Below are 15,260 nucleotides of genomic sequence, written 5' to 3'. Positions count from 1 at the left end.
CCGACGTGAGGCGCCCGCCGACGGAACGTTCCGTCGGCGGGCGCCGTCATCTCGTAAATCTCAGCGCTTCAGTGAATGATCCCGGTGCGGAGGGCGACGGCCACCATGCCGGCGCGGTCTCCGGTGCCGAGCTTGCGTGCGATCCGGGCGAGGTGGCTTTTGACGGTCAGCGCGGACAGTCCCATCGAGACGCCGATGGCCTTGTTGGACTGGCCCTCCGCAACCAGCCGCAGGACCTCGACCTCTCGGCCGGACAGCTCGCGGTATCCCCCCGGGTGTCCGGGGGCGCCCGGCGGGCGGCGGTGCATACGGGCGGCCGCCGCACCGATCGGCGCCGCGCCCGGCCGGCCCGGGATGCCGAGGTTGGTACGGGTGCCGGTGACGACATAGCCCTTGACGCCGCCGGCCAGCGCGTTCCGTACGGCGCCGATGTCGTCGGCGGCGGACAGGGCGAGGCCGTTCGGCCAGCCCGCGGCGCGGGTTTCGGACAGCAGGGTCAGGCCGGAGCCGTCGGGCAGGTGGACGTCGGCGACGCAGATGTCGCGGGGGTTCCCGACTCGGGGACGGGCCTCCGCGATCGACGACGCCTCGATGACGTCGCGCACCCCGAGCGCCCACAGATGGCGGGTGACGGTGGAGCGGACGCGGGGGTCGGCGACGACGACCATGGCCGTCGGTTTGTTGGGGCGATAGGCGACCAGGCTTGAAGGCTGCTCGAGGAGAACGGACACCAGGCCTCCTGGGGGAGTGCGGACGTGGGCCGACCTTGGGGATAAGTCGGGGCGATCCGTGCGGGAAAGGGTCACAGACTCCTTCGGCAGCAAACCCGGGCAGCTTTAGTAAATGATCACGATTGGTGAGTAACAATTCGGGCAATTCGGATGCGCGATCGATCACCAATGATCCGCCGACCCGCAGCCGTGAGCCGCGGCAACACCGGACTCTGGCGCGGTTTTCCCACGCACCCGCCCAGATGACCCGCCCTGAAGAGGGGCGCGTGCGTGGGACGGTCCGGCGCGCCGTCCGGAAGCGCGGTGCTGGGGCCGCGGGGGCGGGTGAGGCCCGGTGGCCAGGTCGGTCAGTGCGCCGGGCCTGGGGCGGGCGGTGGGGGCTCTGGGGTCAGCGGGGGTGGGGGCCGCGGCGCTGGGGGAGTGAGACCACAGCGGCGTCCGGACCGCCGCCCGGCGGCAGCCCGCCGATCTGGCACAGCAGCTCGCACCACGCGGCCAGGTGCGCCCCCGCGTCCGGCACACCCCCGGCACCCTCGCGCGGCGTCCACGAGGCCCGGATCTCGATCTGCGTCGCGGGCGCCCGGTTCGCGAGGCCGCCGAAGTAGTGCGAGCCGGCCAGCGTCACCGTCCCGCTCGGTTCCCCGTATGCCACCCCGCGCGCCTCGAACGCCCCGGTCAGCCACGACCAGCACACCTCGGGCAACAGCGGGTCCGCCGCCATCTCCGGCTCCAGCTCGGCCCGCACCAGGGTCACCAGTCGGAAGGTGCCCTTCCAGGCGTCGTGCCCGGCCGGGTCGTGCAGCAGGACGAGCCGGCCGTCGGCCAGGTCCTTGCCGCTCTGGACGACGGCCGCCTCCAGCGCGTACGAGAAGGGGGCGAGCCGCTGCGGCGGGCGGGCCTGATCGATCTCCATCTCCGGCCGCAGCCGCGCGGTGCGCAGCGCCTCGACCGCCTGCCGGAAGGCGAGCGGATTGCCGTCCTCTTCCGTGTTGCCGGTGCCGTCAGCGCCATCCGGGATTCGTTCCTGAGCCGCAGCCATGAGCATGAAGACTAGGCGGAACCGGAGCCGCCGACGGGTAGGGACACCCGGGTGCGCACACGGTCTTCCCGCCGCATGCGAAGATTCTTGGCGTGAGTGCCAACGACCGCCCGACGGGCCAGCAGCAGACCAGCACAGCAGCCGCGGAGTCGGCCTTCCTGAAGGCGTGCCGCGGGGAACCTGTGCCGCATACGCCGGTGTGGTTCATGAGGCAGGCCGGGCGCTCACTGCCCGAGTACCTGAAGGTGCGCGAGGGCATCCCCATGCTCGAGTCCTGCATGCGCCCCGACCTGGTCACCGAGATCACGCTGCAGCCGGTCCGCCGCCACAAGGTCGACGCCGCCATCTACTTCAGCGACATCGTCGTACCGCTCAAAGCCATCGGGCTCGACCTCGACATCAAGCCCGGTGTCGGGCCGGTCGTCGCGGAGCCGATCCGTACCCGCGCCGACCTGGAGCGGCTGCGGGCGCTCGAGCCGGACGACGTGAAGTACGTGACCGAGGCCGTCGGCATGCTCACCGGCGAGCTGGGCGCGACCCCGCTCATCGGCTTCGCGGGCGCGCCGTTCACGCTCGCCAGCTATCTGGTCGAGGGCGGTCCCTCCCGCCACCACGAGCACACCAAGGCGCTCATGTACGGCGACCCGGAGCTGTGGGCCGACCTGCTCGACCGGCTCGCGGACATCACCGCCGCCTTCCTGAAGGTGCAGATCGAGGCGGGCGCCTCGGCGGTGCAGCTCTTCGACTCCTGGGTCGGCGCGCTCGCCCCGGCCGACTACCGGCGCTCGGTGCTGCCCGCCTCGGCCAAGGTCTTCGGCGCCGTGGCCGGGTACGGGGTGCCGCGCATCCACTTCGGCGTCGGTACGGGCGAGCTGCTCGGGCTGATGGGCGAGGCGGGGGCGGACGTGGTGGGCGTGGACTGGCGCGTGCCGATGGACGAGGCGGCGCGGCGGGTCGGGCCGGGGAAGGCGCTCCAGGGGAACCTGGACCCGGCGGTGCTGTTCGCTCCGCGGGGGGCGGTGGAGGACAAGGCGCGTGAGGTTCTGGTCGCGGCGCGGGACCTGCCGGGCCATGTCTTCAACCTCGGGCACGGGGTGCTGCCCACGACGGACCCCGACGCCCTGACCCACCTCGTGGACTTCGTCCACACCGAGACCTCCCACTGAGGTTGTGGGCAGTCGTTCCGCTGGGGCGGCACGGGTGGGCACAGCGGCCCGCACCCGGCAACGGTGCGCAACCGGCCGCCGGGGGTTGCCGTTTCGTACGCGGCTGCACGCCGGTGGCCCGTTGTGCCCACCCTCCCCCATAGCCTGAACGGCATGGGGGCACCCCCATCGCCCTGCGGAACGAATGCCCGACAACGGGCATGCTCATGGCGGGCCTGAGCCGAGCAGGGTAATCGCGCCGTAGGCGGCGGAGGCCACCGCGGCTGCGGCCAGAATCGCCACCGTGCGCCCAGGGCGCGGTCTCAGCAAAGCCACCGCCGCGGGGAGCAGCAGCGGGAACGCCGGCATCATCAGGCGCGGCCTGGAGCCGAAATAGCCCGCGCCCACCAGCGAGACGACCACCACCGCCGCCGTGTACACCACCAGCGGCAACGGCTGCCGCTGCCGCACGCACAGCCACAGCAGCCAGAAGACGAGCGCGAGCGCCGCGCACAGGCCGAGCCCGGCCAGGACGTTCGACGTGAGGTTCTGCCAGACGAAGCCCGCCAGCGCGCGGCCGCCGTCGATGCCGTTGCCCCACCCTCCCTGCACCTCGAAGTAGGCGAAGAGGCTGCCGTTGCGCACGGCCACGTACAGCACGTACGCGAGCCAGCCCAGGGGCGCGAGGACGACGCCCAGCAGCATCCGCGCGTGCCCGCGCAGCAGTTCGCCCGCGCGTGCACCGGCGCGGTACTCGCGGATGAGGGTGACGGCCGCCGGTATCCAGATCGCCGCCACGATCGCGGCCGCGGACGGCCGGGTCAGCCCCGCGAGCACGGCCAGGCCGCCCGCCCAGACCCAGCGCCCGGTCAGCACCGCGTACACCGCCCACGCGGCCAGCGCCGTGAACAGCGTCTCGGTGTACGCCATCGACTGCACGAACGCGGTCGGGTACGCGCCCCACAGCGCGGCGAGCAGCACGCCCCCGCGCCGCCCGTGCAGCCGGGCGCCGATCGCGTAGATCCCCCACGCGGCGACGAGCGAGGCGAGCCAGGAGACCAGCAGGCCCGCGTCCGGCACGCTCAGCGGTGTGATCTCGGAGATGCCCCGCTCCAGCGCCGGGAGCAGCGGGAAGAAGGCGAGGTCGGAGTGGACGTCGCCGTCCGGCAGCCGGATCTCGTAGCCGTAGCCCTCCGTCGCGATCCGCGCGTACCAGAGGGAGTCCCAGCGCGCGTTGAGCAGTGTGTGCGGGCTCTTCCCGGCGGCCGCGGCCGCCGTGCCCAGGATCACGAGGCCGAGCAGCCGCACCGAGGCGTACGCCAGCAGGGCGGGCGCGGCCGCGCGCAGTGAGGCGGCGGCGCGCTCGCGGAGAAGAGAGGCGTCGCGGCGCGGGGTGCGCGGTGGGGCCGCGGCCGGTATCCGGGTGTCGGGCATGTGGGCGATTATCACCGAGAGCCCGACCGCACCCGTTCACCCGGGTGTGGCAGGCCCGGCGCACCGAATGCCCACACCCCTTGGCCTACTGACCGCGCAGATCCTGCGCGACCGCCGCCGTCGCCTTGCGCGCAGCAACCAGCACCGGGTCCCACACCGGCGAGAACGGCGGCGCGTAGCCGAGGTCCAGCGTCGTCATCTGCTCCACCGTCATCCCCGCCGTCAGGGCCACGGCCGCGATGTCGACGCGCTTGCCCGCGCCCTCGCGGCCGACGATCTGCGTGCCCAGCAGCCGCCCCGTACGGCGCTCCGCGAGCATCTTCACCGTCATCGGGCGCGCCTCCGGGTAGTACCCGGCCCGGCTCGTCGACTCGATGGTCACCGTCACGTACTGCAGGCCGGCGGCCGCCGCCTGTGCCTCCAGCAGCCCGGTCCGCGCGATCTCCAGGTCGCAGACCTTGCTGACGGCCGTGCCCACGACTCCGGGGAAGGTCGCGTAACCGCCGCCCACATTGGTGCCGATGATCTGGCCGTGCTTGTTGGCGTGCGTCCCGAGGGCGATGTGCCGGGTGTGGCCCGAGACCAGGTCCAGCACCTCGACGCAGTCGCCGCCCGCCCAGATGTTGTCGTATCCCCGCACCCGCATCGCCAGGTCGGTGAGCAGGCCGCCCGACTCGCCGAGCGGCAGCCCGGCCCGCAGCGCGAGATACGTCTCGGGGCGCACGCCGAGGCCCAGCACGACCAGGTCGGCCGGGTACTCGGCGTCCGCCGTCAGCACCGCCGCCACCCGCCCGTCCGCGTCCCTGCGGATCTCGGTGGCCTCCGCGCCCGTCACCGTCTCGATGCCGAGGCCGCTCATGGCCTCGTGGACCAGCCGCCCCATGTCCGGATCGAGGGTGGACATGGGCTGCTCTGCCCGCTCCAGAACGGTGACCCGGCAGCCCCGGTTGACCAGCGCCTCGGCCATCTCCACCCCGATGTAGCCCGCGCCCACGACCACCGTCCGCAGCCCCTGAGCCCGGTCGCGGAGTCCGGCGATCAGCGCCTGCCCGTCGTCGAGGGTCTGCACCCCGTAGACCCCCGGCGCGTCGATGCCGGGGATGTCCGGGCGCAGTGGGCGCGCCCCGGTGGCCAGCACCAGGTGGTCGTAGTCCTCCCAGCGCTCGCCGTCCCGTGCGTCGAGGTCGTGGACCCGTACCCGCTGCCGGCCGGGGTCGATCTCGGTGACCTCGGTGCGCAGCCGCAGGCCGATGCCGCGCCTGCGGTGCTCGATGGGCGTACGGGCCACGAGGCCGCCGGGCCCCGTCACGGTGCCGCCGACCCAGTACGGGATGCCGCACGCCGAGTACGAGGTGAAGTGCCCGCGCTCGAACGCGACGATCTCCAGCTCGTCCGGCTTTCTCAGCCTGCGCGCCCGGGACGCGGCGGACATGCCCGCCGCGTCCCCGCCGATGACCACCAGCCGCTGCGCCCGCGTCGCCATCGCGCTTCCTTCCGCCACCGTCGCCCGCCGTCGTAGCACGCACCGGCGTCCCGCGCCGGCAGGCCCACGCTACGGGCGCCGGCCGCTCACTCCTCCTTACGACTCTCCTCCGGCCGACTCTCCTCCGGCTGCTCGGGGGACGTGATCGGAGGCGGGACGGTCACCGGCGGCGGAGGCGTGACGCCGCGCGGGCCGGGTGTGCTGGGCGAGGGCGTACCGGGCGGCGTAGCGAGCGCGGGCGTATCGGGCGCGCGCCGCGGCAGCCGGCCCCGCACCACGCGCCAGATCACGAACAGCAGGGCGAGCGCGGCGGCGAACGGCAGCACCGCACCCACCGCGACCGCGATCCACCGCACCGTCGTCACAAAGGCGTCCCAGCCGCCGGACAGCGCGTCCAGGAAGCCGGGCTCGTCGTCCCCGGGCTTCAGCGCGGGCTTCGGCGCGGTCTCCGTCAGAACCAGCGTGATCGTGGCCATGCCGGTCCGCTCCTTGAGCGACTGCTGCTGCGCCTTGAGCGCCTCCAGCTCCGCCTGACGGGTACTCAGCTCCCCTTCCAGGCTGACGATGTCCGACAGCCTGGTGGCCCGGTCCATCAGCTCGCGCACCCGGGCGACGCTGGCCTCCTGCGACTTGACGCGGCTTTCGACGTCCACCACCTGATCGGTCACGTCCTGGGCGTCGACCTTGCGCTCGATGAGCCTGCCGGACCCGGCGAGGTCGTCGAGGACGCCCTCGAACTCGTCCTGCGGCACGCGCAGGACGATGCGGGACCGCTCGTGCCCCCGGGCCTCCCGGTCCGTGGTCTCGTCGCCGACGTAGCCGCCCGCGTTCTCCGCCGTGGTGCGTGCGTCGCCGACGGCGCCGGAGACGTCCTTGACCCGGACGGTCAGGGTCGCGGTCCGGATGATGTGGGACGGGCCGAGCTTCGGTGCCCTGCTGGGGGCGGCCTTCCCGTCCGTCGTACCGCCCGGCTGCTGCCGCTGGTCGCCTACGGCCGGGCCTCCCTCCGCCTGGCCCGGGGCCGCGGCCCCCTCACGAGGTGCCCCTCCCTTCGCGTCGGCGGCCGACTCCGCCACCGAGCCGCCGGACGAGCCGCTGCACCCGGCGAGGCCGAGCGAGGCGGCGAGCAGGACGGAGGCGAGGACGGTCAGCGGCCGGCGGCGCCGTGCCGGCCGCGCGGTCGATGGACCGCGCACCGGGCTGGGCGCGGGATGGTACGTCGGACGGTGCATCGTGGTCCCCCCAAGGGCCGTTCACGTTGTTGCCCGTTGGACGAAGTGGCGTGAAGGCGGGTTGCGGGCCGCCGGTCCCGATGAGGTCACGGTCAGGACTCTTTCCGGGTCTGAGACAGTGGGGACATGAGCGATGCGGACACGCGTACGGACCGGGGGACAGGCCGGCGGACGGGCAGCCATGTCGTAGTCGTCGGCGGCGGGATCTCCGGTCTCGCGGCCGCGCACCGGCTGAGCGCGTCCGGCGTACGCGTGACCGTCCTGGAGGCGTCGGGGCGGCTCGGCGGGAAGCTGCACGCGGGCGAGATCGCGGGCGTGCCGGTCGACTTCGGCGCGGAGACGATGCTCGCGCGGCGGCCGGAGGCCGTGGAACTGGCGCGCGCGGTGGGGCTCGAGGACCGCCTCCAGCCGCCGGCCACCATCTCCGCCTCGCTGTGGACGCGGGGGCGGCTGCGGCCCATGCCGAAGGGGCACATGATGGGTGTGCCCGGCGATCTCGCGCCCCTCGCCGCGTCCGGAGTGATCTCGGACGAGGGGCTGGCCCGTATCGAGCGCGACCGCGAGCTGCCGCGCACGGAGGTCGGAGACGACGTCGCCGTCGGCGCGTACATCGCGGACCGCCTCGGCCGCGAGGTCGTCGACCGCCTCGTCGAGCCGCTGCTCGGCGGGGTGTACGCGGGCGACGCCTACCGGATCTCGATGCGCGCCGCCGTCCCCCAGCTCTTCGAGGCCGCGCGCACCCACCGCTCGCTGCTGGAGGGCGTCCGGGAGATCCAGGCACGGGCCGCGGCCGGCGTGACGGCGGCGGACCGGACAGCGTCGGGCCGGGCCGTGGCGGAGCCCGCGACGCAGGGCGGCGGCCCGGTCTTCATGGGCATCGACGGCGGCGTGGGCCGCCTGCCGCTCGCGGTCGCCGACGCCTGCCGCGCAGCAGGCGCGAACGTGGTCACCGGCGCGTCCGTGGAGCGGCTCGCGCTCAGGCGCGGCGAGGGCGGCGCGGGCCTGACGCCAGGGGACCCGGACCGGGCGACGGGCGGCGGCACCGGCACGAGCCCAGCGGCGGCCCGGACGCAGGCGCACGAGGGCAGCCCGGGACGGGCTTCCTGGGAGGTCGTCGTCCGGGAGCGCTCCGGGGCGGTGCGCACCCTCGAGGCCGACGGTGTGGTGCTCGCCGTGCCCGCGCCCGCGGCGGCGCGGCTGCTCGCCGCCGAGTCCCCGGCCGCCTCGGCCGAGCTGGCCGCCGTCGAGTACGCCTCCATGGCCCTGGTCACCCTCGCTTTCCGGCGGGCGGACCTGTCCGCCATGCCGGATGGCAGCGGCTTTCTCGTCCCGCCCGTCGACGGCCGCACGATCAAGGCGTCCACCTTCTCCAGCGCCAAATGGGGCTGGCTCGCGGACGCCGATCCGGATCTCTTCGTGCTGCGCGCCTCGGTCGGGCGGTTCGGCGACGAGGCCGATCTGCGGCGCGACGACGCGGACCTCGTCCAGGTCTCGCTCGGCGACCTGGGCGACGCCACGGGACTTTCCGCCCGGCCCGTCGCGGCCACGGTCACCCGCTGGGACGGCGGGCTGCCGCAGTACCCGGTCGGCCACCTCGGCCGGGTCGCCCGTATCCGCGAGCAGGTGGCCAAGCTGCCGGGCCTGCGCGTGTGCGGCGCGCTGTACGAGGGGCTGGGCATCCCGGCCTGCATCGCGAGCGCGCGCACCGCGGCCGACGAGCTGCTGGCCACCCTGCCGGAGTCCACCGTCCGCGGCGAGCGAGAATGAGGGCATGACTGCTGCCCCTGAAAAGATCCCGAACGCCGGCAAGAAGGCCAAGGACCTCAACGAGGTGATCCGCTACACCCTCTGGTCGGTGTTCAAGCTCCGCGACGTGCTGCCCGAGGACCGCACGGGGTACGCGGCCGAGGTGGAGGAGCTGTTCGAGCAGCTCGCGGCGAAGGACGTCACCGTGCGCGGCACGTACGACGTGTCGGGGCTGCGGGCCGACGCCGACGTCATGATCTGGTGGCACTCGGGGTCCTCGGACGCGCTCCAGGAGGCGTACAACCTCTTCCGCCGCACCAGGCTCGGCCGCGCACTGGAGCCCGTGTGGTCGAACATGGCGCTGCACCGCCCCGCCGAGTTCAACAAGGCGCACATCCCGGCCTTCCTCGCCGACGAGGTCGCCCGCGAGTACGTGTGCGTGTACCCCTTCGTGCGGTCCTACGACTGGTATCTGCTGCCCGACGAGGACCGGCGCCGGATGCTCGCCGAGCACGGCAAGATGGCCCGCGGCTTCCCCGACGTCCGCGCCAACACCGTCGCGTCCTTCGCGCTCGGCGACTACGAGTGGCTGCTGGCCTTCGAGGCCGACGAGCTGCACCGGATCGTCGACCTCATGCGCCACCTGCGGGCTTCCGAGGCGCGGCTGCACGTCCGTGAGGAGGTGCCCTTCTACACCGGGCGCCGCAAGCCGGTCGCGGAGCTGGTGGCGGGACTGGCCTGAGCACCCTCAACGCTGGTGTCCTGTCTCCCCGCACCGCGGGGAGACAGGACACATGGGGGCCCGACGGCCTGCCTCAGATAACGGGCTTGGGCACAGCGCGCTTGTCCCGGCGCTCCGGCTTCGCCGCCTTCTCCGGCCTGGGCTCGGGGCGCGGCCCGCACGCCGCATGCCGTCCCGGCGTCTCGCCGCGCAGCAGATACGTCTCGAAGTGGCGGTTGACGCACGCGTTCTCGCCGCCAGCGACGCCGTGCGTGCCCGCCCGCCGCTCGGTCACCAGCGACGCCCCGGCCAGTCGGCGCTGCAGTTCCAGCGCGCCCTTGTACGGCGTCGCCGCGTCCCGCTCGGCCGCGAGGATCAGCACGGGAGGCAGGGCGCGGGCGGCCGTCCGTACGTCCAGCGGCTTCTGCCGGGGCTGGGTCCAGTAGGCGCACGGAAGGTTCATCCAGGCGTTGTCCCAGGTCTCGAAGGGGGCGACGCGGGCGAGCGCGGTGTTGTCCGAGTCCCAGGTGCGCCAGTCGGTCGGCCACGGGGCGTCGTTGCACTCGACCGCCGTGTAGACGGCGTTGCCGTTCTCCTCCGCCTCCGCGGCCCCCTCCTGCGGCGCCGCCTGCTCGGTCAGCGGCTTGGCGTTGCCGCGCAGGTACTCCGACAGCGCGTACGCCCGCCGCGCCCAGTACGCGTCGTAGTAGCCGACTTGCAGGAACGCGGCCTGGAGCTGCGCCGAGCCGACCCTGCCGCCGGCCGGCTTGCGCTCGATCCTGACCCGCGCCTTCTCGTAGGAGCGCAGCACATCCTGCTGCGTACGGCCCAGGTGGTACACGGAGTCGTGCTCGGCGACCCAGCGGCGCCAGTCCGCCCAGCGGTTCTCGAAGGCCTGCGACTGGTCGAGGTTGTTCCGGTACCAGATCTGCCGGGGGTCGGGGTTGACCGCGCTGTCGAAGACCATGCGGCGGACGTGACCGGGGAAGAGGGTGGCATAGAGCGCGCCGAAGTACGTGCCGTATGAGGCACCGACGAAGTTGAGCTTCTGCTCGCCGAGGGCGGCGCGGATGACGTCGAGGTCGCGGGCGTTGTTGAGCGAGGTGTAGTGCCGCACGCCGGAACCCGCGCGCAGCGAGCAGCCGCGGGCGTAGTCCCGGGCCCGGTCCTTGCGGAGGGCCTTGTACTCCTCGTCCGGGTGGATGGGGGAGTTGGCCGGGGCCTTGGCGAACTGGGCCGGGTCCTGGCAGGACAGCGGTGCGGAGCGGCCGACGCCGCGCGGCGCGTAGCCGACGAAGTCGTACGCCCTGGCGAGCGGCCGCCACTCGTCGAGCTTCGAGTAGAGCGGGAACTGCATGCCGGAGGCGCCGGGCCCGCCCGGGTTGAAGATCAGCGCTCCCTGGCGGGCCTGGCGGGTGCCGGAGGCGCGGACACGGCTGACGGTGAGCGAGATGGTGCGGCCGTCGGGCCGGGCGTAGTCCAGCGGTACGGAGACTCTGCCGCACTCCACGGGCTTCGGCAGGTCCTCGGTCTTGGGGCAGCGGCCGAAGTGGATACCGGCCTTCGCGGCGCGGGCGGCAGCGGCGGCGGTGCCGCGGGCTTCGGGGGTGCCGTCCGCGGGGACGGCGACCGGGCGGGCGGCCGCCGGTCCTGCCACCTGTTCTGTCGCCGGTCCGGACGCGGCGCGGGCATCCGGTGTGCGCGGGGGAGTGGCGCTGCCGGCGGGTGTGGTGGCGAGTGCGGTGAGGACCAGCGACCCGAGGGCGCCGTACAGCGCTACAGCTCTCACGCGTCATCCCTTCATATGAAAAATGCTGGAAAGGATGATTCGTGGGGGAGTTGGGGATGTAAAGGACCGTTGTCCGGTGTCGGGGCTCGAGCCCCCGTGCGGGTCACTCCCATTGGCACGGGTGGCCGCTGCCGCTGCTGTTGTCGCCGCTGAGGGCGGCGCGCAGCGCGGGGTCGTCGAGGGCGGCGGGGCCGCGTACGGCGAAGGCCGTCAGACCGGCGGTAGCGTCACCGGCGCCGTCGCGGGCACCGTCGCCGGTACGGGCCGCGGGGGTGGCGGCGATCCGGCCGAGCATGCGCTGTCCGGCCGGTGACGCCCACAGGCTGCCGGGGTGGATCTCGACATGCGCTATCGCCAGGCAGCCGGTGACGAGCACGAGCGGCAGCGCGAACCAGGCGGCGACCGGGCCCGAGCTCTCCTCAGGCGGCAGGACGAACAGCGCCGCGGCCCCGGTCAGCAGCACCAGCAGCCCCGCGTACTGGGCCTGCCGGACGGCGGTGGCGATGTTCGTGACGGCCGCGGGCGGTACGGCGAGACCGGCGGCCACCAGCCGGTCCGCCAGCGTCCGTACGGCGTCGGCGGCCGTGAGCGCCGCGCGGATCGCCGGTATGCGGGACTGGCCGCCCGGGCCGATCGCCGTGATCACCGAACGCTCCAGGTCGTCCCTGCCCTCCGGGTCGACGACCGTGGCCCAGCCGGTGTGGGCCAGCAGCAGGCGGCGCTGGCGCGACATCGAGAGCAGCGTCAGATCGGCGACCCGGCGCGGTCCACCGGCCAGGAACGCGGCCTCGTAGATCGAGATACGGGGCGGTGGGGCCGGGCGCCTGCCCTCCCTGTCGCCGTCGCCACCGGCGGCCGTGGACGCGGGGCCGTGCGTACGCCCGGCGGTTGCGGCCGCGTGGCACAGGCGCGCGGCCGAGGCGACGGCCGCGACCCAGGCGACGAGGAGGAAGAGGACCCACATGCGGGAGTTCTACTGAGGGTGGGGTACGGCGCGCCAGACACCTTCCACGATGCGGACGCCGGAGCCGGGCCGGGGGTGAGGGCGGAAGGCCGTATGGGCCGTGTCATTTCTTCATGTGGCTGTCCGCCGCACTGTCCTGTGCGTCCTTCCCGGACTTCTTCGAGTTGTCCGGTTTCCCGTACTTCTCTGAACTCTCCGGTAGTTCCGGCTTCTCCGGGAGTGTCGCGGGCGGCGGCAGCGGAAAGCTGGAGGACGGGGCGGCGGGCTCGGCCGGCGGGGCGTTCGGCGGGGCGTTCGGCGATGTGGGCGGGGGCGGCGGGCCGGTCGGGGACGCCGTGGCGCTGCCCGCCTCCTCGCTCGCGATGGCGTCGAAGTCGACCAGACCCGTGCGTTCGAGCATGGTCATGTGGTCGAGAACGGTCGTATTGGCGTCGTCGGCCAGGTCGCGGACGAGGCTGTTGCGTGTGGTGTGCCGGATCTGGCCGATGACGCCGAACACCTTGCCGTGGGCCATGCGCAGGATGTTCGCGAACGTGCTCGCGTAGTCCATGCCGTGTGCGGCCGTGAACTCGCCCAGCCAGCGCTTCTGTTGTTCGTTCGGCTCGTTGGGCAGCTCCATGCCGAGCCGGGCCGCGACCTCGCGGACCCGCGCGTCGAGGAAGGTGTGGCCTTCCACGAGGTGTTCGCCCGCGTCCGCGACCGCCTGGGTCGGCGCACGCTCGATCGCCTGCTGCCCGGCGGGCAGCTCCCACAGCCCGGCCAGCCGTACCCGGACGATGAAGTCCCGGTCGGCGGCGGACAGCGGGCCCCACGCGGTGGCGACGGTCCCGGCTTCGAGGTTGGCGAGGCCCGTGCCGGATCTGTCGCGGTACGTCCACATGGGGAAGACGAGCGCGGTGAGCGTCGCGGTGAGCGCCACGAGGACCAGGCCGGTGCCGGTGATGGATCGCATGATGGGTGCCTCCTGCGGCACCGCACGGTAATGCGCCAGGCATGATCTGGGTATCGGTTCGCGATGACTCGCTTCCGGGGTGGGGCGGGGCGCGGCTGAGCGCCGGGCCGGGCCGCGGCCGGGCGCTACGCGGCCCGGCGCCCCCGCCCGCGGAGCGCGCTGCGCAGCAGCCGCGCGAAGCGGTTGGCGGGCAGCGGCGCGGGACCCGAGCGCTCCAGCCACCAGGCGTGGAGCCGCCGCCGCACGGCCGGGTCTGCGACCGGACTCCGGCTACCGGCCGGGCTCGCGTGGCCGGTCGGGCTCGCGGGGCTCGGCGAGTCCGGGCGGCCGGTGGCCGTGGCCAGCAGGTGCTCGGCGAAGTCGAGGGCGTCACGGCGGTAGCCATCGGTCATCGGGCGCGTGTGCGCGTAGCCGAGGAACGCGGGCCGGTAGGCGGGGCCGAGGATCTCCGGCAGTTCGGGGGCGACCTTGGCGACGACATCGGCCCGCTTGGCGGCCAGCGCCCGGCTCTGCACGCGCAGCCGCTGCCGGTCGAAGCCCTCGGGAGCGGGCGTCCCGGCCACGAGCGCGGACAACAGCGAAGCCTGCGCCAGCCCGACCCGCTCCCGCCCGGCCTCGGCAGCGCGCAGCGCACCGAGGCCGGCGCTCTGCGCCGCGGTACGCGACGGGCTCTCTCCGCCGTCGGCCATGACCCCGCTCGCGTCCGTGTGGTCATCGGCGGGCTCGGGCACGGAGGCCGGCCGGAGGTCCCCCCTCGTGGCTGTCGTCGGGGGAGTGGCGCTGGACACGCCTGCGGACGAGGTGTGTTGTGGAGTGCCCCGGTCCGCCGCCGACGGCAGCGGGGGGTTTCCCGCGTTGCCCGTCGTGGTTCCGCCTGCGGGCCGTGCCGCGTCCGTGTGGATGGCCGCAGGCTCGGTTGCGCGGGTTGGCCGGAGGTCCCCGCTCGTGGCTGTCGTCGGGGGAGTGGCGCCGGAAGCGTCCGCCGACGAGGCGCCTTGCGGAGCCACCGTGCCCGGCGGGCGGCTCTCCGTGATGCCCGTCGCGGCCCCGCTCGTGGGCTGGGTCGTGACTGCCCGGCCGCCGGGCCGGGACTTCGGTGTCGCCTCCATCACCGCCCGTATCGCGGCCAGTTCGGCCGCCAGTTCCTCCGCTGCCGGGAAGTCCTCGTCGCGTTCGAGGAGGACGCCCGGCGGGTCCGTGCGGGCGCGGAGTTCCGCGAGGACGTCCAGGACCGGCTGGGTCACCGGGTGCGCGTGGCTGTCGTGCCAGACGCCGTCCTTCTCGATGCCGCCCGCCACGTGCACGTACGCGATGGCCTCGACCGGCAGTTCTTCCAGGGCCTTCGCCGGGTCCTCGCCGCGGTTGACGTGGTTCGTATGGAGGTTCGCCACGTCGATCAGCAAGCGGACGCCGGTGCGTTCGACCAGCTCCGCGAGGAACTGCCCCTCGGACATCTCCTCTCCCGGCCAGGCGATCAGCGCCGCGATGTTCTCGAGCGCCAGCGGCACCGGCAGCGCGTCCTGCGCGATACGGACGTTCTCGCACAGCACGTCCAGCGCGTCGCGCGTGCGCGGCACCGGCAGCAGGTGCCCGGCCTCCAGCCGAGGCGAAGCGGTCAGCGGCCCACCGGCCCGTACGAAGGCGATGTGCTCGGTGACCAGCGGCGCACCGAGTGCCTCGGCGTGCTCGGCGAGGGCGGCCAGCCGCTCCGGGTCGGGGCGCTCGGCGCCGCCGAGGCCCAGCGAGACGCCGTGCGGGATGACGGTCGTGCCGCGCTCCCGCAGCCGCAGGAGCGGTGCGGGGAGGTGCCCGGGGCAGATGTTCTCTGCGACCACCTCGACCCAGTCGAGACCGGGCAGCTCCGCCACTGTGTCGGCGATCTCGGGCCGCCATCCGATGCCCGTACCCAAGCGCTCCATGGCCCGCCTCCTCCCTCGCGTGTTCGACAGGTGCCGGAGTGATGGCCCCGCCGCACGGGGCCGAATCCTCGAAGCCGCTGGTTCAGAGCTTGATTTGAGGTTCGA

General features: G+C 73.8%; 12 protein-coding genes. 3 read left to right on the top strand and 9 right to left on the bottom strand.

Translation table 11 applies throughout. From position 1 onward, the window contains the following. Positions 1-68: 68 nt before the first annotated feature. Positions 69-731, bottom strand: a complete 663-nt coding sequence (locus tag ACTWP8_RS02610; protein ID WP_360858984.1) for a response regulator transcription factor — start codon at positions 729-731, stop codon at positions 69-71. 388 nt (positions 732-1,119) lie between these two features. After that, positions 1,120-1,770 (bottom strand): DUF3000 domain-containing protein, encoded by a 651-nt coding sequence (locus ACTWP8_RS02605; protein WP_443320512.1) that lies wholly within the window; start codon positions 1,768-1,770, stop codon positions 1,120-1,122. Between the two features lie 92 nt (positions 1,771-1,862). On the opposite strand from ACTWP8_RS02605, the gene hemE reads away from it, so the two are divergent. After that, positions 1,863-2,936 (top strand): uroporphyrinogen decarboxylase, encoded by a 1,074-nt coding sequence (gene hemE, locus ACTWP8_RS02600; RefSeq protein ID WP_443320511.1) that lies wholly within the window; start codon positions 1,863-1,865, stop codon positions 2,934-2,936. 204 nt (positions 2,937-3,140) lie between these two features. On the opposite strand, the gene ACTWP8_RS02595 is transcribed toward hemE, so the two are convergent. The 3 genes from ACTWP8_RS02595 to ACTWP8_RS02585 all read right to left on the bottom strand — a co-directional run bounded on the left by ACTWP8_RS02595 (position 3,141) and on the right by ACTWP8_RS02585 (position 7,064). Next, the gene (locus tag ACTWP8_RS02595; protein WP_443320510.1) at positions 3,141-4,349 is read right to left on the bottom strand and encodes a hypothetical protein; all 1,209 of its coding nucleotides are present in this window, start codon (positions 4,347-4,349) and stop codon (positions 3,141-3,143) included. Positions 4,350-4,434: 85 nt separating this feature from the next. After that, positions 4,435-5,832, bottom strand: coding sequence for an FAD-dependent oxidoreductase (locus ACTWP8_RS02590; RefSeq protein WP_443320509.1), 1,398 nt, complete (start codon positions 5,830-5,832; stop codon positions 4,435-4,437). An 86-nt stretch (positions 5,833-5,918) separates the two neighbouring features. Next, the gene (locus ACTWP8_RS02585) at positions 5,919-7,064 is read right to left on the bottom strand and encodes a DUF4349 domain-containing protein (protein ID WP_443320508.1); all 1,146 of its coding nucleotides are present in this window, start codon (positions 7,062-7,064) and stop codon (positions 5,919-5,921) included. 126 nt (positions 7,065-7,190) lie between these two features. On the opposite strand from ACTWP8_RS02585, the gene hemG reads away from it, so the two are divergent. Both hemG and hemQ read left to right on the top strand, forming a co-directional pair. Then, positions 7,191-8,831 carry a protoporphyrinogen oxidase gene (hemG, locus tag ACTWP8_RS02580; protein WP_443320507.1) on the top strand — a complete coding sequence of 547 codons (1,641 nt, stop codon included), beginning with the start codon at positions 7,191-7,193 and terminating at the stop codon, positions 8,829-8,831. A 4-nt stretch (positions 8,832-8,835) separates the two neighbouring features. Further along, a complete protein-coding gene (gene hemQ / locus ACTWP8_RS02575) occupies positions 8,836-9,552 on the top strand; it encodes a hydrogen peroxide-dependent heme synthase (RefSeq protein ID WP_443320506.1) in 717 nt (238 codons plus the stop codon). Between the two features lie 73 nt (positions 9,553-9,625). On the opposite strand, the gene ACTWP8_RS02570 is transcribed toward hemQ, so the two are convergent. The 4 genes from ACTWP8_RS02570 to ACTWP8_RS02555 form a co-directional block, all read right to left on the bottom strand. Further along, complete coding sequence (locus tag ACTWP8_RS02570; RefSeq protein WP_443320505.1) at positions 9,626-11,320, bottom strand: alpha/beta hydrolase; 1,695 nt, start codon at positions 11,318-11,320, stop codon at positions 9,626-9,628. Positions 11,321-11,423: 103 nt separating this feature from the next. Beyond that, positions 11,424-12,284, bottom strand: coding sequence for a TIGR04222 domain-containing membrane protein (locus tag ACTWP8_RS02565; protein WP_443320504.1), 861 nt, complete (start codon positions 12,282-12,284; stop codon positions 11,424-11,426). A gap of 103 nt (positions 12,285-12,387) precedes the next feature. Beyond that, a complete protein-coding gene (locus tag ACTWP8_RS02560; RefSeq protein WP_443320503.1) occupies positions 12,388-13,236 on the bottom strand; it encodes a DUF4142 domain-containing protein in 849 nt (282 codons plus the stop codon). A 125-nt stretch (positions 13,237-13,361) separates the two neighbouring features. After that, entirely contained in the window at positions 13,362-15,155 is a 1,794-nt protein-coding gene (locus tag ACTWP8_RS02555; protein ID WP_443320502.1) for a multinuclear nonheme iron-dependent oxidase, read from the bottom strand. Positions 15,156-15,260 lie beyond the last annotated feature (105 nt).

It is taken from the genome of Streptomyces sp. 7N604 (genome assembly GCF_052245475.1).
Lineage (GTDB): Bacteria > Actinomycetota > Actinomycetes > Streptomycetales > Streptomycetaceae > Streptomyces.
The sequence above is the reverse complement of the archived record's forward strand: the minus strand, read 5'-3'. Positions and strand labels throughout refer to the sequence as shown.

Bases quoted from the DNA above. Each gene is read 5' to 3' on its own strand.
- ACTWP8_RS02605 (WP_443320512.1), bottom strand. From the start codon at position 1,770: ATGGCTGCGGCTCAGGAACGAATCCCGGATGGCGCTGACGGCACCGGC.
- ACTWP8_RS02595 (WP_443320510.1), bottom strand. From the start codon at position 4,349: ATGCCCGACACCCGGATACCGGCCGCGGCCCCACCGCGCACCCCGCGC.
- ACTWP8_RS02590 (WP_443320509.1), bottom strand. From the start codon at position 5,832: ATGGCGACGCGGGCGCAGCGGCTGGTGGTCATCGGCGGGGACGCGGCG.
- ACTWP8_RS02585 (WP_443320508.1), bottom strand. From the start codon at position 7,064: ATGCACCGTCCGACGTACCATCCCGCGCCCAGCCCGGTGCGCGGTCCA.
- hemG (WP_443320507.1), top strand. From the start codon at position 7,191: ATGAGCGATGCGGACACGCGTACGGACCGGGGGACAGGCCGGCGGACG.
- hemQ (WP_443320506.1), top strand. From the start codon at position 8,836: ATGACTGCTGCCCCTGAAAAGATCCCGAACGCCGGCAAGAAGGCCAAG.
- ACTWP8_RS02565 (WP_443320504.1), bottom strand. From the start codon at position 12,284: ATGTGGGTCCTCTTCCTCCTCGTCGCCTGGGTCGCGGCCGTCGCCTCG.
- ACTWP8_RS02560 (WP_443320503.1), bottom strand. From the start codon at position 13,236: ATGCGATCCATCACCGGCACCGGCCTGGTCCTCGTGGCGCTCACCGCG.
- ACTWP8_RS02555 (WP_443320502.1), bottom strand. From the start codon at position 15,155: ATGGAGCGCTTGGGTACGGGCATCGGATGGCGGCCCGAGATCGCCGAC.